Below are 20,078 nucleotides of genomic sequence, written 5' to 3' on the forward strand. Positions count from 1 at the left end.
GTTCCAATTCTAAGGGACCTTTTCATTTTCCGGCGCTAGCCGCAGCGAACGCAACGTGAATCCGGCTTCCTTGACCTTGGCGCCTAGCTGATCCTTGGTTAAACGGTCAGGATCACGGGTAACTACCACGACTTGTCCCTTTTCAATATCAACGCGCACAGCCTGAACGCCTTTCAAAGTACGCAACCGCTTTTCGATCCCATAGGCACAAAAGGGACATCCCAAGCCATCCACACTCAGGATATATTCAGCGGCATGGGGTACGCTAGAGTAGCCAACGACCACGGCCAACAGTGTAATCAACAAGCCCAATTTCATGACATCTACCTTTAAGTTCAAACCCATGATTTTCACTCTAACACCTGAAGTTGACTCCAGGTCAAGGAAATGTCATGTTCATTGTCCACTTCCATGACCATCCGCGCCCAACCGACATGAAGCGACGGAAAGTTGGATTGAGGGTAAAATTGGGGCTTTGAAGGATAGACTCCACATGCAAAACGAAGACGACATTACTGCTTTTTTATTCGCCAACGTCGGCGCGCCGTTTATTATCGGATTGGCGGTGGGTTATTTCGCCAAGAAAGCCATCAAGATGGCGCTTTTTCTCGGCGGACTGGGAATCGTGCTGCTGTTTGTCAGCGAGTATTATGGCTTTGCTGAGATTAGCGATGCCGGGCTCAAGACAGTCACCAGCGCGATTACGGAACACGCCCGGGAATTTGGCGGTTTTTTGGTGGACCGGTTATCACAAATTACCGGCAAGGGTCTCAGCGCGGTGGCGGGGTTTTATGCGGGTTTCAAATTGGGGTAAATAAAATTCACGGCGTCCAAATTTAGCTCACGAATGGTGCGCCGAGCGCACCCTAATCTTTAATAAATATTTGGCATTTCAAGACGTCATTATCATCGTCAGGTACGGTGCATTTCATGCACCAAGCATTTATGGTGCGCTAAGCGCACCCTACAAAGTTTGTTCTTGAACAAATGCCCGCAGTTGCTCAATTTCGCCGGTAGTCAATTCATAAACCCGCCCTTTTCTAAGTCCATCCGGCAAGACTACCGGCCCATACCGGACTCGAATCAACCGGCTCACGGTAACGCCTTGGGATTCCCACAGGCGCCGCACAATACGGTTACGGCCTTCTTTCAGTACTACTTTATACCAACGATTAGCACCATCGCCACCCGCGGATTCAATGGCCACGAAACGAGCCACGCCGTCTTCCAGCATAACCCCTTGCTGTAATTGCTCCAACATATCGCCGGTGACAGGGCCAAAAATCCGGACCGCGTATTCCCGCTCCAACTCGCTGGAAGGATGCATCAGTTGGTTGGCCAATTCGCCGTGATTGGTGAGGAGCAGTAATCCTTCGGTATTGATATCCAGGCGGCCCACGGAAATCCAGCGCCCCTTCTCCAATTTCGGCAAGCGTTTGAAAATCGTGGGACGGCCCTCCGGATCACGGCGGCTGACCACTTCTCCGGTAGGCTTGTGATAGGCCAACACGCGAATCGCCGCGCCCAGGCGCTTGTTCAAATGCACTATCCGGCCATTGACCTTGACCACATCTTCGCTGCGCCAGCGGTCTCCCAGCTGGGCCTGGCGGCCGTTGACCTGAATTTTTCCATCCCGGATCCAGCCTTCAATTTGCCGGCGCGAACCCAAACCGGCGTGAGCCAAGACCTTTTGCAAGCGTTCACCTTCCGGCAGCGGTACGCCAGGATTAGATTCAGTGGGTGGTTTGGGACGGGGTCTGGTTTTCCAGATCGGTTTGTTCATCTTGTTCCAATTGTATGGGAGGCAGTTGCGCCAGGGTTTGCAGGTTGAAGTCGTCCAGAAAGCGTTTGGTGGTGGCGTACAGGGCAGGACGGCCGGGAACCTCCTTGTGCCCCACCACACGTATCCACTCCCGCTCCTGGAGGGTACGGATGATATTGCTGCTGACCGCCACCCCTCTGATGGCTTCAATATCGCCCCTTGTCACGGGTTGACGGTAGGCAATGATGGCAATGGTCTCAAGCAAGGCCCGGGAATAACGCCCCACTTTTTCCGGAAACAACCGGCTGACCCAGGGTGCCAGGTGCTTGCGCACTTGAAAGCGGTAACCGCTGGCCACCTGCACCAATTCCAACGGCCGCCCCTGGTATTCCTCTGCCAACTCATCCAAGATTTTTTCCAGGGTTTGACGATCGGCGCCTTCATCCTCCAATAGGGATAATAATTGCGGTAGAGTCAAAGGTTCAGGAGAGGCGAACAACAGCGCTTCAACAATGTCTTTGAGATTCATTTAGGATTCAGTTGCGGGAAGTTGGATTCGAAGGGGTAACAAAGGTTCCGCTTGCAATACTTCCACCAAACCTTCCTTGCACAATTCCAGCAGCGCAAGAAAGGTGACCACCGCCCCGGCCCGGCCTTCGCTCTGGCTAAACAAAGACTCGAAAGCTACCGTCCTGTTTTCCTGCAGACCGGCCAAGATCCGGCTCATACGCTCGCGCACCGACAAACGCTCCCGCGCCACGGTATGGTGCTGTAATTGGCTGACACGCTGTAGTACTTGACGGAAAGCCTCTGCCAACGCCTCCACCGTTACCTGGGGCAGCTTGGGTGGACGGCGGGGAAGATCCAAGTCCACATAAACGGGAAACTGATCCCGGTGCAACCGCGGCATTTCATCCATTACCGCCGCCGCCTGTTTGAATTTTTCGTACTCTTTAAGCCGGCGCACCAATTCCGCCCGCGGGTCCTCCTCCTCACTTTCGTTTTCCTTAGGCTTAGGCAACAAAAGCCGGGATTTGATTTCCGCCAACAGCGCCGCCATCAGCAAATATTCCGCCGCCAGCTCTATCTTGAGGTTTTCCATCAAGGCAATGTATTCGAGATATTGCTCGGTCACCTCGGCAATGGACACCAGCATGATATCGAGATTGCGTTTGCGAATCAGATACAGCAGCAAATCCAGCGGCCCTTCAAAGGTTTCTTCCAGAATAACCCGCAAGGCATCGGGGGGGATGTAAAGATTCTCGGGCAATTCCGTAAAAGGGCTGCCGTGAAGGCGGGCCACTGGCGCGGATAGGTTCTCGGTTTGTGCCACCGGCAGTATTTTGATTTCCGCAGAGGAAGGCTGGCTCATGACAATCCGGCCAAACCAAAAAAGAAGCCTTGCAAGACCAAAATCGCCGGCCCTAAAATCTTGCCCAACATGCCAGTGATCAATAGCAGCAATAAAATCGGCATGCCATAAGGCTCCAGCATGGCGACCTTGGCCGCCCAGCGATTCGGCAAAATACCCACCAGCACCCGGCCACCATCCAGCGGAGGAACAGGCAGCAGATTGAGGACCATCAATATCAGGTTAAAAAAGATTCCCGCAGCCGCCATATAAAGCAACGGCACGCTGACATAAGGGATGGCCAGCCATGCCGCCAATTTGGCCAGCAAGGCCCACCCCAAGGCCATGAGTAAATTGGCGCCCGGTCCCGCCAGGGCCACAATCGCCATGTCCCGCTTGGGGTTTCTGAGTTTGCCGAAGTCCACCGGCACCGGTTTTGCCCAGCCGAAGATAAATCCTCCCAGCAACATCATGACCAACGGCACAACGATGGTGCCGATGGGATCAATATGTTTGATGGGGTTAATGGAAAGCCGGCCCAGCCTTTTGGCCGTGCTGTCTCCCAAGCGCCAGGCCACCCAGCCGTGAGCCACTTCGTGCAAGGTGATGGCAAACAATATCGGCAATATAAACACCGATATTTTTTGCGCCAAGGTCAATTCATCCATTCAAACTTCCTATGCCAACAAGGTTTCCAGTTTTTCTCGCCCTTTTCCCCAACGAACCACCTGCGGAATTTCTTCGGTCAGTAAAATGACGGTGGTGGGTTGATAGGGAATAGGACCACTATCAATCACGAGATCGACGACTTTTTCCAAACGCTCCCGGATTTCTTCCGCGTCTTCCAAGGCCCGTTCCTGTCCCGGAAGAATTAGCGTGGTGCTGAATAATGGCGCGCCCAATTCCGCCAATAATGCCTGGCAAACGGTATTGTCGGGCACGCGGATCCCCACAGTCCTGCGGCTGGGATGTTGCAATCTTCTCGGCACCTCCTTGGTAGCGCGGAGTACAAAGGTGTACGGGCCGGGCGTCAGCGCTTTGATGAGCCGGTGCGCTTCGTTGGTAAGACGAACGAATTGGGATACTTGGGACAGATCACTGCAAAGCAGGGTAAAGTTGTGCTTGTCTCCTAGCTGGCGAATCTGGCGGATCCGCTCCAAGGCGCGCTTGTCGTCAATCCTGCACGCCAATGCATAGGAAGAATCGGTGGGCAGCACTACCACGCCACCTTTTTCCAGAATTTCCACTGCTCTTTTGATCAAGCGGGGTTGAGGATTATCCGGGTGGATTTGAAAATATTGGGCCATAAATTCCGTCATTGATACACATAATCCGGCGCCTTGCGTTGTATTCCATGTCAAGAAAACAACTTAGCGCTCTTCTAGTAAAGCCAACTGGGCATTAAGGATTTGAATCCGGTCAGAGATATAGCGTAACACTTCTTTATGAAAGTGAATATAGATGGCTGGCTGGCCCAGGGCCAAAGATTCCAACTCGGCGTGGGAAATGGCATAGGCACTGCCATCGGTATCCGCCCGCAGCAAGGTATCCAAATACTGATGTTCGGGATCCAGAAGCGCCCGCCAACCCACCACCGAGCCTGCCGCCAAACTGGTCAAACAGATGACATGACTGTCCGAATGCCGCCAAAGTCCCAACCTGCCGCTGCGAATGAAATACAGGTGATCGATAGGCTGGTTTTGGCCAAATAAAATCTCGCCCCGTTTAAACGAACGTTCGTGCAAAAACCTCTGAATTTCTTCGATTTCGTGGTCTTCTAGATCAGCAAAAGAAGCAAAGTCCCGTAGTGTCAAAGGATGTTCTCTGCCTTCGTAATTGGGTATCAGGTGGCTTAATATTTCATCTTCTATATTTTCCAAGGCCCAGTAAAAAGCGGTGAAAACCCGCTTTGCTCCCACCATTTGCAGGACACCCAGTTCTTGCAGCACCTGGAATATGGAGAAATCCTCTCCCCGATCTTCCAAGCCGCTGAAATAGACCCTTTTTCCTCTATCTTGCAACCTTTCCACGATTAAAAATAATACCTTGACCGCACTTAAATCGATTTCACTGACCCGGGAAAAGTCGAAGATAAAATTCTCCGCAGACTCAGCATCTTGCTCCACCTCGGTAATTAATGCATCGGCAGTGCCGAAAAACAGCGCCCCCCGCAGTTCATAAAGCAGGGTTTTAGCTCCTTCCCGCATCAAAATAGCCACTTCCTGCTGGCTACGACGGCGGCGGGAAAAAACCTCGTTGCCCCGCAACTTGCGCTGAACCACCGGCTGTTTGATTTGCTGAACCACAAACAAGATTGTGGCTATGATGACGCCGATACCCACCGCAATCATCAAATCGACGGTAACGGTAATCAAGGTCACTGTTGCCATGACCGCAAATTCGCTGCGGGCATGGCGGCGCTTGATCAAGCGCAGAGAGTAATAGTCCACCATGGTCACGGCAGTGACAAACAGAATCCCCGACAGCGCCGCCATGGGAATCCACGCTGCGTAATTCCCCAAAAACGCCACCACCACGCCGATGATGAGCGCATGCAGCATCCCCGACAAGCGGGTTCTCCCGCCGGCGCGGACGTTGACGACAGTGCGCACCGTCGCCCCCGCCCCGGGCAAGCCACCCCCCAGCCCACTGACCATGTTGCCGATGCCTTGACCAATCAATTCCCGGTTGGAATCGTGGCGTTGGTGAGTTATTTGGTCTGCAATCAATGAAGTTAATAATGAATCAATGGATCCCAGGATGGCCAAGGCCACGCCCCCTTCGATCGCCATCCGCAGATCGAAAAACTCAATATGTTCAAAGGCTTCTGGATGAAATATGGGGGTCAACTCTCGCATTTGCTGGATACTGGCAAAAGGATTAGGCATTTTGCCTATCACCAGCGGATTATTCTCCACCGTATCGGGCGCCAGCCCCGTCTCTGCCATCAATAAATAAACCACAATGCCGCCAATCAAGGCCGCCAATGCCGCCGGCACCTTGGGCAACCAGCGCACGCACGACAACATAACGGCAACACTGGTGATCCCCACGATGACGGGTGTTACCGCCTGATGCCAATCAAAGGACGCCCAGGCACCGGTAATGCCCAAAAACGGCTTGATCTGACCGAGGAAAATAATGATGGCGATCCCGTTCATAAAACCGGCCACCACAGGATAAGGCATGAACTTTACCAGCTTGCCGCCTCCCAGAAGCCCAAATACTACCTGCAAGGCGCCGCCGATACACACCGCCAACCCTAAAAACAAAATGATGACCGGGATGTTCTCGCCATGTTCGGCCACCAAATCTGCGATAAATGTCGATGCCACCACGGTCATGGGACCTGTAGGACCTGTGACCTGGGCGGGCGTGCCGCCAAATAGCGCTGCCAAAAATCCCGTATACAACGCCCCCATCAACCCCGCCAGAGCGCCACGGGCGGTGTATTCCGGCCCCAATACCGAAAAGGCCGCGACCCCGAATGCCAGGGCCAAAGGCAAGGCGACGATAGCGGCAGTAACGCCGCCGTATAAATCGCCCTTCCAGGTGGTTTTCCATGTTTGGCCCATTGAAACTCCAGTCTGTTTTAGCTTGAATTCTTGAGTGTGACTACCCTGTCGCGCAAATAAACGGGTTGGGCTTGTTCAGGCGGCAAGGTGTTCCCCTCACGAAGCGGTTTAACCGCCAACCTGGCAACCACACCGGCCCGGGGCAATATTTCCGGCCGGAGGGCGACCAATTGCACCCCTTTCACCCGCCGGCGTAATTGCGCTTGGTACGCTTCCCAGCCTGCCCCTATCGCCAACGCACTGGCAGAATCAGGAAGCGGCACAGGCGCTTCATCGGGAGAAATCACTATTTCCGGCGCTTCGAGTTCAATCTCAAGTGTCTCCTTGCCGTCTACTGCAGTAGAGATATTGGAAACTTTTCGATACACCCCCCAATAAACCTCTGCCATCCGGGCATCCAGAGCCACCAAAGCATAATCGGCTTGTTTTTCCGTCAGTCCTTGCCAAGCCATGGCCGCCAATGTAGAAACCGGCACCACTGGCAAATCTGAGCCAAACGCGATTCCCTGGGTAACTCCCGCCGCAATTCTAAGGCCGGTAAAAGAACCCGGGCCCCGGCCAAAGGCCACCGCATCCAACTGGCCGGGGGGCAGTTGGGCCTGTGCCAGCAATTCATCCACCATGGGAAGAATCAGACGGGAATGCTGACGGGGCGCCTGCTCAAAACGCTCCAGTACTTTGCCATCCATGAAAAGAGCGGCAGAACAGGCTTCGGTGGCGGTTTCAATGGCTAGAATTTTCATTTGTTCCTATTTTGGAAAGCATGGGTTGTTAAAAAACTTCCGCACCTGCTCTAATTCCCGGCACCGCTGCATTGGCGGCAGACTAGCCAAAAACACCCTGCCATAGCTTTTGTTCATCAATCGGGGATCGCATAGCATCAGCACGCCCCGGTCTTCCATCCCCCGGATCAGCCTTCCCGCCCCTTGTTTCAGCGCAATCACCGCGGACGGCAATTGATATTCCAGGAAGGGATTGTGCCCACGGCGGCGCAAGCTGGCAAGCCGGGCCTGAAAAACCGGATCGCCCAATGCGGCGAAAGGCAGCTTGTCGATAATGACGCAAGAAAGCGCGGAACCGCGCACATCCACCCCCTCCCAAAAGCTCGCCGTTCCCATCAATACCGCATTGCCCAGTTTCCGGAAGCGGTCGAGCAATACCGCTTTAGGCGCCGACCCTTGAATCAATAACGGAAAAGGCAACGAATCAGACAGCAAGGCGGCTGCTTCCTGCAATGCCCGATGACTGGTAAACAGGAAGAATGCCCGCCCGCCGCTGGCTTCCAGCACCGGCCGGGCTGCCGCCACCACCCGGGCAGTGTAATGGGAAGCCGAGGGATCCGGCAACCCTGGCGGCAAATACAGGAGAGCCTGGTTGGCATAATCAAAAGGGCTTTCCCATACTTTGGCTTTCACCGACGGTTCTGCCAGACCCAGTTGGTTGAGAAAATGATCGAATTTACCCGCCACGCTCAATGTGGCGGAAGTAAAAATCCATGCGGCTTCGGAGGCCTTGCGATACCCCGCGAAAGAAGCGGATACTTCCAAAGGCGTGGCATGCAGGGCAAAGCTGCGCTTTCCCACTTCAAACCAACGCACCCAATCGGGCTTGTCCCCCGCCAACCATGTCGCCAAACGTTCTTTTAACGTTTGCGCCCGCTGAAAGCATACCTCCAATCCCTCACTGGCCCCCGCCAAGGGCGCCAAGGCCTCCACTGTGCGAGTCAATGACTCCTGCAGGGTAGCCAGTGTAAATACACCTTCCAAATCGGCCCCCACGCCCCGCCTCGGTACTTGTCCCAGTTGATTTTGTACTTGATTCAAGGCCAGATGTAATTCCTGTAACGCCTGAGTGGCCGCAGGGGTTACCATCCCCGCCTGTTGCTGCTCCACGGCGCAATCACGAATCAGTTCCTGAAGTTGCCGGGAGGTCATGTTATCGCCCAAAAACCTGGTTGCGGTTTCGGCAAATTGATGGGCCTCATCCACAATCACCGCCTGGGTCCTCGGCAACAATTCACCCAGGCCATCCTCCCGCAGCGCCCAATCGGCGCATAACAAATGATGATTGATCACCAGCAAATCGGCCTTGTGGGCGCGCTGGCGGGCCTTAAGGAGAAAACAATCGGAAATAAAGGGACAATTTTGCCCTAGGCAGCTGTCCTCCGTCGATGTCACCGCGCCCCAACCCCACCAATGTTCAGGCAAACCGTCGAATTCAGCAATATCCCCAACCCGGGTCATGGCCATCCACTGGCGAACCTTGGCCAGGTCCGCCCGGTCTTGATCATCGCGCAACAGATCCGCTTCCAAGGTTTGCTGCATCCGGTAATGGCACATATAATTGCTTCGGCCTTTGAGTTGGGCCAGCTGGAACGGTCTGCCAAGGGCTTTGCGCAGCAACGGTAAATCCTTGAGAAACAGCTGATCCTGCAAATTCCGGCTACCGGTAGAGACGATGATCTGTTGGCCAGAAAGCAACGCAGGCACTAAATAGGCGAAGGTTTTGCCCGTGCCGGTCCCGGCCTCGGCAACCAAAATACCGCCTTCGGCAATCACCCGGGCAACGGCACGGGCCATCTCCACCTGGGCTTGACGGGGTTGATAATTGCCGATGGCTTTCGAAAGCGCGCCGGTAGTGGAAAAAAAAGCGGCTATTTCTTGCATGTAAAATACATCAAATCTATAGTATTAGTGAAACCTTAAAACTTCCAAATATCCTTCCCCTATGGACGATACGCCAGCAAAAACCATTACCAAGGCAGTGGCCAATTCCCCCACGGCTCTGCATAAAAAAACCATTAAATCGAAATCCTTGCCCCCCGACTACCCCTACAAGGAACGAATGAAGCGCAAGGAGTATGAGAAACTCAAGCAAGAACTGCAAATCGAATTATTGAAACTGCAAAACTGGGTCAAGGACAGCGGCGAAAGAATCCTTATGTTGTTCGAAGGCCGCGATGCTGCCGGCAAGGGAGGCACCATCAAGCGTTTCATGGAACACCTCAACCCCCGTGGCGCGCAAGTCGTCGCCTTGGTAAAGCCCACCGAGTACGAGCGGGGACAATGGTATTTTCAACGTTATATCCAGCACCTGCCCAGCGCCGGAGAGATGATCTTCTTCGACCGCTCCTGGTACAACCGGGCTGGGGTGGAACGGGTCATGGGATTTTGCAGCGACGCGGAATATCTGGAATTCATGCGTCAGGCCCCGGAACTGGAGCGCATGCTGGTCAATAGCGGCATCCGCTTGTTCAAATTTTGGTTCTCGGTGAGCCGCCCCGAGCAATTCCGCCGCTTCCAGGCCCGCCGCACCGATCCTCTAAAACAATGGAAATTAAGTCCCATTGATTTGGCATCCCTGGACAAATGGGACGACTATACCAAGGCTAAGGAAGCGATGTTCTTCTACACCGACACCGCCGATGCCCCCTGGACTGTGATCAAGTCCGACGACAAAAAACGCGCCCGCATCAATTGCATGCGTTATGTTCTCTATCATACCCCCTACCCCAACAAAAACCCCGAGGTCGTCATTCCCCCCGATGAAAAACTGGTCGGCCGCCCCCACGAAATTTACGAAAAGGGCGAAAAACCCATCAGCCTGCGTCCCTCGGATTAATAGGATTTTGGAGTATCCATGAACGAATTCACCCATGCGCAAAAAGTCGTCGAGCAATTCAAAACCCTGCTTTCCCGGGAAGAAATCCAAGGTTTGGAAGAAGAACACATGGATGAACTTATCCTTCTGATAGAAGCCGCCATCGACGCCGCCGTACTCGAAGCCCTGGAAAAAACCGCCGACAAACTGGAGCAACTGGCAATGGAAACCCGGCGGTTGGCGGAGAAGGGCGCTTAACCTGGTTTCCCATCCACCCGCGGTTGCCACAACATTGGCGCGTACCACCACAAAAAACCAAGGTAAGCTACAATCCATGTTATGCCTGCCAGCCGGTACCAAACCACGGTATATTCTGAAAAAAACAGGGGCATTGCCGTGCGAAAAACCGCAGCGGTCATTAACAGCAAAAAGAGCGCGCCCACTGCCTTGGGTGGTTGATGGATATTGCGGCCGGTATGGCCCAGGCTGACGCGGCAGATCATCCCTAAAATCATGCCACCCAATCCACCGACGGCAAAGGCATGAACGGCAAGACTCGTCATGCCTGCGCCATACAACGCGAACCCGATAATCAACCAACCATAGGCCACGAACAAAATCCATAACAAGGGTTTGCGCCAAATGCCCGGCGTATGCCATCCGGCAAGACGAATGCCATGTAAAACGGCCAAAGTCATTGCCAGTAACCGATCCACCACAATTTCTGGAAAAACTATTACCAACACAGCAAAGAGTGAATAAATCGGCATAAGCCAGCGATCCAGCCACGGGTATTGTTTTATGGTCACGGGATATCCCACGCCCCTTTCAGTAAAGAACGGAATTACCCGCCGGCCAAGAATGAAAATCAAACCGAGAACGGCATACAAGCCGATGAGAATGCCGGTACGTTGCCCTGCTCTCCAGACTTCGAATTCGCCCAGGGCAAATATCAATTGTCCCAAGACCACAAACCCAAGACAGGTCAAAATTCCCCACTGACGCCGTTGCTTGACTTGAACAATCGGCCAGGACACGGCGGCCCATAAAGCCAGTAAAAAAACCAGATCCAAGAATGCCGCCCACGGGAGAGTAGCCTTGCTCAAAGCCAACAGTCTAGCACTTAACCATATCCCAACCAGTCCCGCCAACGGCAATCCATAAAGGGTCTGTATCCCGGTCCAATTCCTGACCGCGGTCAGCAAAAAACCGGCGACGATGGCCACGGCGAAACCATACACCATTTCATGGGCATGCCACATTAGAGCAGTGGGGAAAAAGGGTCCAACCCACAGCGCCATGGAAAAGACGGCAAATGCCGCGCCCACTAAAAAGAAAGGGCGAAATCCAAGATTGAATAAAGCGGTATTCATGTTTGCTTCCATCGTTGAACGCAATTTACTATTTCATCACATCTACTCAACCATACCTAAATCGCAACCCATGAATTTCATTGAAAATTTCATTGGCCCGTGCAATATTGAAGCAATACCACATGCCATACAGGATTGCCGATGGATCAAATACTACTCATCCTTAACTGCGGCAGTTCTTCCATCAAATTTGAGTTCTTTACTTGCGAAGGGCTTTCGCCCTTGGCAGAAGGGATTCTGGAGGAGATTGGCAGCGGGGAAAGCCGGCTGCTCTTCACCCACGCTGGGCAACCCAAGCAAGAGCAAATCGTTGCCGCCCACAATCATCATGATGGATTGACCATTCTTACCCGGCTCTTTGAAATGGAAGGATGGCTCTCGGAAAACCGCCATCTAAAGGCAATTGGCCATAGGGTCGTTCACGGGGGAGAAAGATTCCACGAACCTGTATTTGTAAACGATGCGGTCATCCAGGCCATTGAAGACACCATTCCACTCGCGCCGCTGCATAACCCCGCCAATTTAGAAGGCATCCGAATAGCCGGTCAACTTTGGCCCTGCATCCCTCAAGTAGCCGTCTTCGACACCGCCTTCCACCAAACCTTGCCCGAACACGCCTTCCGCTATGCCATTCCGGAGGAATGGTATAAGAAATATGGCGTGCGCCGTTACGGTTTTCACGGTATCTCCCATGCCTATGTTGCCAAACGGGCAGCGGAATATTTAAATCAGCCTCTGGAAAATCTCAATCTCATCTCTTTACATTTGGGCAACGGTGCCAGCGCGGCGGCCATCACCGCAGGCCATAGTATCGATACTTCGATGGGGTTGACGCCATTGGAAGGGTTGGTGATGGGTACTCGGCCCGGTGATCTCGACCCTGGCATCCTCCCCTATCTCATCCGTCAGGGCTTCGATCCTGAAACATTGGATCAGTACCTTAATCATCGGTGCGGCCTCAAAGCCCTGGCAGGCTTCCAAGACATGCGCCAGATACATCAGGCAATTCAAAATGGCGACCCAAGAGCCCGATTAGCCCTGGAAGTCTATTGCTACCGGATAAGAAAATACATCGGCGCTTATTATGCTGTCCTCGGCCAAGTGGATGCGCTGATCTTTACCGGTGGCATTGGAGAACACGATACAGAAGTCCGCCGACGTTGCTGTGAGGGACTAGAAAAATTAGGGCTAATAGTGGATGCTGATAAAAATCAGGGTGCTCCTGAAGATGTCATGGAAATTCAATCCAACCATGGCACAATAAAGATTCTAGTTATCGCCACCCATGAAGCCCTGGAGATCGCCAACAACGTCTTGGCATTATTAAGGAGGCACCCCAATGGCTGATTCCCCTGACCCCGTCCTCAATCCCGAGGAACTGGAACAAATCCTCGCTTATTGGCGCGCCGCCAACTTTTTGTCCGCCGCCCAAATCTATTTGTTGGACAACCCATTGCTCCGAGAGCCGCTAAAACTGGAGCATGTCAAACCCCGGCTGTTGGGTCATTGGGGTACCTGTCCCGGACTCAATTTGATTTATGTCCACATGAACCGGGCAATCCGCCGCTATGATCTCAATGCCATTTTCATTGCCGGCCCAGGTCACGGCGCCCCCGCGGTTTTGGCTAATGTCTATTTGGAAGGGACCTACAGCGAGTTCTATCCGGCCATCACCCAGGACGAAGAAGGGTTGCGCAAATTTTTTCGGCAATTCTCCTTTCCGGGCGGCGTGCCCAGTCACTGCGCGCCGCAAACGCCCGGCTCGATCCACGAAGGGGGAGAATTGGGCTATTCCCTCAGTCACGCTTTTGGGGCGGTCTTCGACAACCCAGACTTGCTGGCCTGTTGCGTCATTGGCGACGGCGAGGCGGAAACCGGACCCCTGGCCACGGCCTGGCACGGTAACAAATTCCTCAATCCCGCCAGCGACGGCGCGGTGCTGCCAATTTTGCATCTCAATGGCTATAAAATCGCCAATCCCACGGTACTGGCGCGCATTCCTGAAGGAGAGCTGGAACAATTACTCAGAGGCTACGGTTGGTCTCCCTACTTTGTGGCCGGATCAGATCCTGCCCAAGTGCATCAAGATTTTGCCGCAACTCTCGACAAGGTTATCCAAGACATTAAAGCGATTCAGCAGTCTGCCCGTAACAATGGCAGTATATCCCGCCCTGTCTGGCCGATGATTGTGCTGCGGACCCCCAAGGGTTGGACCGGTCCCAAAGAAGTCGACGGCCTGCCGGTGGAAGGCACTTGGCGTTCCCACCAAGTCCCCCTTGCTGATGTTCACCATCACCCTGAGAGGCTTGCCCAATTGGAAGCCTGGCTCAAAAGTTACCGTCCGGAAACATTATTCGACCCCAACGGCGCCTTAATTCCTGATCTGAAATCACTGCCTCCCAAGGGATTTCGACGCATGGGGGCCAATCCCCATACCAACGGCGGGTTATTGCTCAAAGACCTCAGGCTGCCGGAATTTGACGATTACGCGGTTGATGTCCCTGATCCAGGGGCAATCAAGGCGGAAGCCACCCGGGTGATGGGCCGGTTTTTACGGGATGTTATCCGCCGCAACCAAGATCTTCGCAACTTCCGCCTGATGGGCCCGGATGAAATTACTTCCAACCGCCTCAATGCGGTCTTTGAAGTGACTGAGCGAGTCTGGCTGGGAGAATCCCATTCTGGCGACGATCATTTGTCACCCCAAGGCCGGGTGATGGAGATTCTCAGCGAACACACCTGTCAAGGCTGGCTCGAAGGCTATCTTTTGACCGGACGGCACGGCTTTTTTGCTACCTATGAAGCATTCGTCCACATCGTCGATTCCATGTTCAACCAGCACGCAAAATGGCTCAAGGAGGCCAAGGAAGTTTCATGGCGCCAGCCCGTCGCTTCCTTGAATTACTTGCTGACTTCCCACGTCTGGCGTCAGGATCACAACGGATTTAGCCATCAAGATCCGGGGTTTATCGACTTGGTCGTGAACAAAAAGTCCGAGCTGATCCGGGTTTATTTTCCACCTGATGCCAATACGCTGCTGTACGTCACTGATCTGTGCCTGAGAAGCCGTAATTGCATCAATGTGATTATTGCCGGTAAACAGCTAGAGCCCCAATGGCTGAATATGGACGCTGCCATCAAGCATTGCACGGCGGGCATTGGCATTTGGGAATGGGCCAGCAATGACCAGGGCTCGCAACCTGATGTGGTCATGGCTTGCGCGGGAGACGTTCCCACCATAGAGACCCTGGCAGCGGTGGATTTCATGCGTCAACATCTGCCGGATTTAAAGGTCCGAGTGATCAATGTGGTAGATCTGATGACATTGCAACCGCCGGAGGAACACCCTCATGGCCTTAGTGACAAAGATTTCGACATCCTCTTTACTACCGACAAGCCGATTGTGTTTGCTTTCCACGGTTACCCCTGGCTGCTCCATCGACTCAGCTACCGCCGCACCAATCATAAAAACCTGCATGTCAGAGGCTATAAGGAAGAAGGCACCACTACCACGCCTTTCGATATGGCGGTCCGCAATGACCTTGACCGCTATCATCTCGTGATGGATGTAATCGACCGGGTGCCGAAACTGGGCTCTCAAGCGGCCCATGTCAAACAATTGCTACGCGATAAATTGATTGAGCACCATCGCTATATCACCCTTTATGGCGAAGATATGCCGGAGATACGCAACTGGCAATGGACGCTACCCAGCCAAAATAACCCCCCTTCTTAATATTTTTGGAGACAGCCAAGCCATGCACAAAGACGCCATCGACCTGGAAAGTCTGATCCAACAGGCCAAACCTCATCCCCCACTTCCCATGGCAGTGGTGGACGCAGGGGAGACTTATGTCCTGGAAGGCGCCTGGGAAGCCGCCGAACATGGTTTGATCGAGCCGGTACTCATTGGAGATAAAACTGAAATCCAGCAAGTTATCTCTGAAATCGGCCATTCCGGCCTTGGCCAATTTCCCATCGTCGAAGCCCATTCGGAACAAGAAGCCGCGGAGAAAGGGGTCCAACTTGTCCTCGAAGGCCGGGTCCGGGGATTGATGAAAGGCTGGATTCACACTGATGTCCTGATGCATCCAGTATTGGCCCATTTACGCACCAGCCGCTGGGTCAGCCATGTGTTCCTGGGCGAAATGCCCAACTATCACAAGTTGCTCTATGTGACCGATGCCGCCATCAATATCGCCCCGGACTTGATGCAAAAGGCGGCCATAGTTCAAAACGCTGTCGATTTGGCGCACCTGCTGGGCGTCGCAATTCCCAAAGTGGCGGCCTTGTCCGCGGTCGAGGTGGTCAAACCGCAGATTCCTTCCACCGTGGACGCCGCTTGCCTGAGTAAAATGGCACAGAGAAAGCAGATCAAGCACGCCATCGTCGATGGCCCTCTGGCCTTTGATAACGCCATTTCCCGCAAGGCCGCGGAAATCAAGCAAATCGATAGCGAAGTTTCCGGCGATGTGGATGTATTGCTTACCCCCGATCTTAATGCCGGCAATATTCTTGCCAAGGATCTAGCCTATTTAGCCAATGCCACCCTTGCCGGCATTGTGCTCGGCACCAAGGTCCCCATCGTGTTGCCTTCCCGTTCCGATCCCCCCAAAAGCCGGCTGGCTTCCTGCGCCATTGCCGTGCTTTTGGATCAAATGGGCTTTTGAGTTTCAATATCAACCGGGATAAATCACCAAATGGCGCAGCGGATCGCTGCCAACGCTTTCCGCCACCAGATGATAGCGATTGACAATATGGTGCTGGATTTTGCGTACTTCCCGGGGCTGGGGGGCCAATTCCACGGCGACGGCTTCCTCCAATACCTTCTGCACTGCTTCCTCGGTTTCCTTGACGGCGGCGTCGATATCCTCGCTGGCCACTTCTTCCGGTTGGGTAAATACATTGTGGAGCAGGCGACGGATTTGCGCGGTGGAGTTTTTCTTGACCGAATGCAACGGCAACCCGGTGGCATTGAGGATGCGCCGCAAGCGGGCGTCGTCGGTGCGGGAGCGCAGCGCCAGGATCATATCCGCCCGTTCGGGATTGGCCACGGTGCGAGCGTCGAAGCGGAAACTGCGGATCACCCGTTCCACCATGTCGCGGCTGATGGCATAGGGATAGATACGGACTTCCCCTTTTAAGGCTTCTGGCGAGAGCGTTTTGTCGGTTTGGCCGTTTGCGGAAACAGGGTCTGCTTCCACCCGGGTTTCTCCTTCAGGCGTGCGGCGCAATCCGCCAGCCTCTTCTCCCCGCAAAATGGCATCCACCGCCGCAGCGGTATCGGTGTGGACGATCAGCTCATCCCGGGCCACCAATTCCACCACTTGCTCAAACGTAGGCGGCGCCTTGCGTTCGCTGACGGTTTTCTGGGTACCGCGAAAACGGGCTTCGTCATCTCCCAGAGTGACGGTTTGCACGCCTCCCACCAGGTCCGACAAAGTGGGGTTTTGCACCAGATTTTCCAAGGTATTGCCGTGGGCGGTGCCAATCAACTGAACCCCCCGCTCGGCAATGGTGCGGGCGGCGATGGCTTCGGCTTCGGTGCCGATTTCATCAATAATGATGACTTCGGGCATGTGATTCTCCACCGCTTCGATCATCACCGCATGCTGCCGATTCGGGTGACTGACCTGCATGCGCCGGGCATTACCGATGGCGGGATGGGGGATATCGCCATCACCGCCGATTTCGTTGGAGGTATCGATGACTACCACCCGTTTGTCCAGATCATCGGCCAGCACTCTTGCCACTTCCCGTAGCTTGGTGGTTTTCCCTACGCCGGGACGGCCCAACAGCAATAAACTGCGGCCCGATTCCACCAGATCCCGAATCATATCGATGGTACCCGTCACCGCCCGGCCAACCCGGAGGGTCAAGCCAATGATTTCTTGCTTGCGGTTGCGGATTGCGGAAATACGATGCAGGGTCCCTTCAATGCCAGCCCGGTTGTCGGCGCCGAATTCCCCCATTTGGGAAACCACGTGATGAATATCTTCGCGGGTGATTGGCAGCTCGCTCAAAATCACTGACCGGTCTTCGTACCGGGCCTGGGGCAGACGGCCCAAGTCCATGACGATTTCAAGCAGTCCTTTGCGGGATTCTCCGCTGAAAACTTCCTTCAGGGGAACTGGCAGCACATCGAGCAGCAGAAGCAAATCATCTACGGCTGGGGTCATGGGAGTCATATTGGATTGTGTTAGGATGGAATTGAGTTGTGAATGCATTATTTCAAGGGATTGTGGCTGTGTAAATACTGATGTCCATAAGACGGATTCCAATAGAGAGGAGTTCAAACCGGCTTTGAATTTTCTGAATTTTGATATTGTGTTGGGGGAGAAGAAACATGCATTGGACCATGCAACTAAGCCTTGGCGCCGCTGCGGCAGCAGCTTTGTATGCGCTTATCTGCGCGGTTTGGGTACTGCGTCAGCCTACCGGCGGCGAAGCGTTGAGAACGCCTTATCTGGCCATTCGTGAAGGCGCTTCGGCATTCATGCGGGTTCAATATGGCACCATCGCCGTTGTGGGCCTGGGGATTTTTATCCTTTTATGGTCTATCCCCAAATTTGGTCCCTTGACCGCCTGCGGCTTTGCCATTGGCGGGCTGTGCTCGGCGTTTTCAGGCATGATTGGTATGGCGGTGGCAGTACAAGCCAATGTACGGACCGCCGCCGCAGCCCAAACCAGCTTGGCCAAAGCACTGCAAATTGCTTACCGCAGCGGCTCGGTCACGGGCTTTTTGCTTGGCGGCTTGGCGCTGGCGGCAGTCAGCGGCTTTTATTTTTTGCTGACCGCCCTCAACCCCCAGTCCCCCAATCTCTCGCCATTGGCGGGGCTGGGGTTCGGCGCTTCACTGATCAGTATTTTCGGCCGCTTGGGCGGCGGTATTTTCACCAAAGCCGCGGACGTGGGCGCTGATCTCGCCGGCAAAGTGGAACAAAACATTCCTGAAGACGATCCCCGTAATCCCGCAGTGATTGCCGATAATGTAGGAGACAACGTCGGCGACTGCGCCGGCATGGCCGCCGATGTTTTCGAAAGCTATACGGTCACCCTAGTGGCAACGCTTCTCATTGCCGCCTGGCAGTCGCCGCATCAACCCCTGCTGCAATATTTTCCCTTAGCAATAGGTGGCGCGGCTCTAACGGCAGGATTGATTGGCGGCCAGTGTTTGTGGCTCTCCAAAAACAGACAGGTCGGGTTAGCCTTGCTGAGAACCGTAATTTGCTGTTTGATGCTTGCCGCCGCAGGCTACTACGTCATCCTTAAGCTCACGCATATGGATGCGTCATTGTTTTTTGCTGCGCTTGTCGGCTTGGGAGTTGGCTTGGGCCTGGTCATCAACACCGCCTTTTTCACGGGCTTACGATTTTCTCCGGTGCAACGGATTGCCCGAGCATCCTGTCAGGGCCACGCCACCAACATCATTACCGGCCTGGCGGTGGGAATGAAATCCACGGCACTGCCGGCACTGCTGGTCGCTCTCGGCATTATTACCGCTCACCAACTGGCAGGTATCTACGGCATCGCTATCGCAACCACTGCTCTACTGGCGCTAACACCCAGTGTTATCAGCATCGATGCTTATGGCCCCGTGGCCGATAATGCCGGGGGCATCGTAGAGATGGCGGGATTGTCTGAGGAAGTGAGAGACGCCACCGATGCCCTGGATGCCGCGGGCAATATGACCAAAGCCTTGACGAAAGCCTTCGCCATCGGTTCAGCGGGGCTTTCCGCGCTTGCGCTATTTGCCGCCTACCGTTTGGAATTTGGGACTGCGGGGAAATTGTTGAATTTTTCCTTGGAGGACCCATTCGTACTGGGCGGCATTTTCTGCGGCGCCCTACTGCCGTTTTTGTTCAGCGGCATGGCCCTGGATGCCGTGGGCAAAGCGGCGGGCCGGATTGTGGAGGAAGTCCGGCGACAATTTCAGGAAAATCCCGCCATTCTGGCCGGAACCGCCCTCCCGGATTACGCCCGGGCGGTTGCCATGCTTACCCGCTCCTCCATTCTCAGTATGATCTTGCCCGGTTCCTTACCGGTTGCGGCGCCGATCTTGGCCGCCCTGGCCGTCCCGTGGACACCGCCCGGCAGCATGGCGCTGTTGGTGGGCGGGATGTTAATGGGGGCTATTGCCACTGGGTTATTATTGGCCCTGGCGATGGGTACCGGCGGCGGCGCTTGGGATAACGCCAAAAAATACATCGAGGCCGGCCACTACGGCGGCAAGGGTTCTCCCGCCCACCACGCCGCTGTAACAGGGGACACAGTAGGCGACCCTTACAAAGATACCGCCGGCCCCGCCATCAATCCGATGACAAAGGTATTGAGCCTAACGGCATTGCTACTGGTGCCATTTCTAAGCTGATCGGTGACAATTACTCTTTGGAAGTTGAATTTGTCAAAATCATGAT

18 protein-coding genes are annotated in these 20,078 nt (G+C 54.2%); 7 read left to right on the forward strand and 11 right to left on the reverse strand.

Translation table 11 applies throughout. The annotated features are described in order from the left end of the window. Positions 1–9: 9 nt before the first annotated feature. Complete coding sequence (locus AXA67_04120) at positions 10–318, reverse strand: hypothetical protein (GenBank protein ID KXJ41820.1); 309 nt, start codon at positions 316–318, stop codon at positions 10–12. Positions 319–493: 175 nt separating this feature from the next. Here AXA67_04120 and AXA67_04125 point away from each other — a divergent pair, with 175 nt between their 5' ends. Further along, entirely contained in the window at positions 494–814 is a 321-nt protein-coding gene (locus AXA67_04125) for a hypothetical protein (GenBank protein KXJ41784.1), read from the forward strand. Positions 815–964: 150 nt separating this feature from the next. Here the strand turns inward: AXA67_04125 and AXA67_04130 are convergent, their stop codons facing one another. From AXA67_04130 to AXA67_04165, 8 genes are all read right to left on the reverse strand, one after another. Beyond that, positions 965–1,714, reverse strand: a complete 750-nt coding sequence (locus AXA67_04130; protein ID KXJ41821.1) for a pseudouridine synthase — start codon at positions 1,712–1,714, stop codon at positions 965–967. Between the two features lie 19 nt (positions 1,715–1,733). Next, positions 1,734–2,291: a segregation and condensation protein B gene (locus tag AXA67_04135; GenBank protein ID KXJ41785.1), complete on the reverse strand. Its 558-nt coding sequence runs from the start codon at positions 2,289–2,291 to the stop codon at positions 1,734–1,736. After that, positions 2,292–3,104, reverse strand: a complete 813-nt coding sequence (locus AXA67_04140; protein KXJ41822.1) for a segregation and condensation protein A — start codon at positions 3,102–3,104, stop codon at positions 2,292–2,294. It lies immediately after the preceding gene. A 26-nt stretch (positions 3,105–3,130) separates the two neighbouring features. Then, positions 3,131–3,781: a peptidase gene (locus AXA67_04145; GenBank protein KXJ41786.1), complete on the reverse strand. Its 651-nt coding sequence runs from the start codon at positions 3,779–3,781 to the stop codon at positions 3,131–3,133. Positions 3,782–3,790: 9 nt separating this feature from the next. Next, the gene (locus tag AXA67_04150; GenBank protein KXJ41823.1) at positions 3,791–4,420 is read right to left on the reverse strand and encodes a hypothetical protein; all 630 of its coding nucleotides are present in this window, start codon (positions 4,418–4,420) and stop codon (positions 3,791–3,793) included. A gap of 63 nt (positions 4,421–4,483) precedes the next feature. Continuing rightward, entirely contained in the window at positions 4,484–6,688 is a 2,205-nt protein-coding gene (locus AXA67_04155) for a hypothetical protein (GenBank protein KXJ41787.1), read from the reverse strand. 17 nt (positions 6,689–6,705) lie between these two features. After that, positions 6,706–7,431, reverse strand: a complete 726-nt coding sequence (locus AXA67_04160; protein KXJ41788.1) for a hypothetical protein — start codon at positions 7,429–7,431, stop codon at positions 6,706–6,708. Positions 7,432–7,437: 6 nt separating this feature from the next. Further along, positions 7,438–9,354, reverse strand: coding sequence for a helicase (locus tag AXA67_04165; GenBank protein ID KXJ41789.1), 1,917 nt, complete (start codon positions 9,352–9,354; stop codon positions 7,438–7,440). A 61-nt stretch (positions 9,355–9,415) separates the two neighbouring features. Here AXA67_04165 and AXA67_04170 point away from each other — a divergent pair, with 61 nt between their 5' ends. After that, entirely contained in the window at positions 9,416–10,309 is an 894-nt protein-coding gene (locus tag AXA67_04170; GenBank protein ID KXJ41790.1) for a polyphosphate kinase, read from the forward strand. Between the two features lie 18 nt (positions 10,310–10,327). Next, on the forward strand, positions 10,328–10,546 hold the full coding sequence (locus AXA67_04175; GenBank protein ID KXJ41791.1) for a hypothetical protein: 219 nt from the start codon (positions 10,328–10,330) through the stop codon (positions 10,544–10,546). Here AXA67_04175 and AXA67_04180 read toward each other — a convergent pair. Further along, on the reverse strand, positions 10,543–11,661 hold the full coding sequence (locus AXA67_04180) for a hypothetical protein (protein ID KXJ41792.1): 1,119 nt from the start codon (positions 11,659–11,661) through the stop codon (positions 10,543–10,545). The two genes, AXA67_04175 and AXA67_04180, sit on opposite strands and share 4 nt — an antisense overlap. 141 nt (positions 11,662–11,802) lie before the next feature. Here AXA67_04180 and AXA67_04185 point away from each other — a divergent pair, with 141 nt between their 5' ends. From AXA67_04185 to AXA67_04195, 3 genes are read left to right on the forward strand one after another with little or no spacing between them, the layout of a single operon-like run. Beyond that, positions 11,803–13,008 (forward strand): acetate kinase, encoded by a 1,206-nt coding sequence (locus AXA67_04185; GenBank protein ID KXJ41793.1) that lies wholly within the window; start codon positions 11,803–11,805, stop codon positions 13,006–13,008. Next, the gene (locus AXA67_04190) at positions 13,001–15,397 is read left to right on the forward strand and encodes a phosphoketolase (protein ID KXJ41794.1); all 2,397 of its coding nucleotides are present in this window, start codon (positions 13,001–13,003) and stop codon (positions 15,395–15,397) included. The genes AXA67_04185 and AXA67_04190 overlap by 8 nt, the downstream gene beginning before the upstream one ends. Positions 15,398–15,419: 22 nt before the next feature. Further along, complete coding sequence (locus AXA67_04195) at positions 15,420–16,331, forward strand: phosphate acetyltransferase (protein ID KXJ41795.1); 912 nt, start codon at positions 15,420–15,422, stop codon at positions 16,329–16,331. Positions 16,332–16,340: 9 nt separating this feature from the next. Here AXA67_04195 and AXA67_04200 read toward each other — a convergent pair whose 3' ends face one another. Next, the gene (locus tag AXA67_04200) at positions 16,341–17,840 is read right to left on the reverse strand and encodes a single-stranded DNA-binding protein (GenBank protein KXJ41824.1); all 1,500 of its coding nucleotides are present in this window, start codon (positions 17,838–17,840) and stop codon (positions 16,341–16,343) included. 167 nt (positions 17,841–18,007) lie between these two features. On the opposite strand from AXA67_04200, the gene hppA reads away from it, so the two are divergent. After that, the gene (hppA, locus tag AXA67_04205; GenBank protein KXJ41796.1) at positions 18,008–20,032 is read left to right on the forward strand and encodes a sodium-translocating pyrophosphatase; all 2,025 of its coding nucleotides are present in this window, start codon (positions 18,008–18,010) and stop codon (positions 20,030–20,032) included. Positions 20,033–20,078 lie beyond the last annotated feature (46 nt).

Origin of the sequence: Methylothermaceae bacteria B42 (genome assembly GCA_001566965.1) — a bacterium.
Lineage (GTDB): Bacteria > Pseudomonadota > Gammaproteobacteria > Methylococcales > Methylothermaceae > Methylohalobius.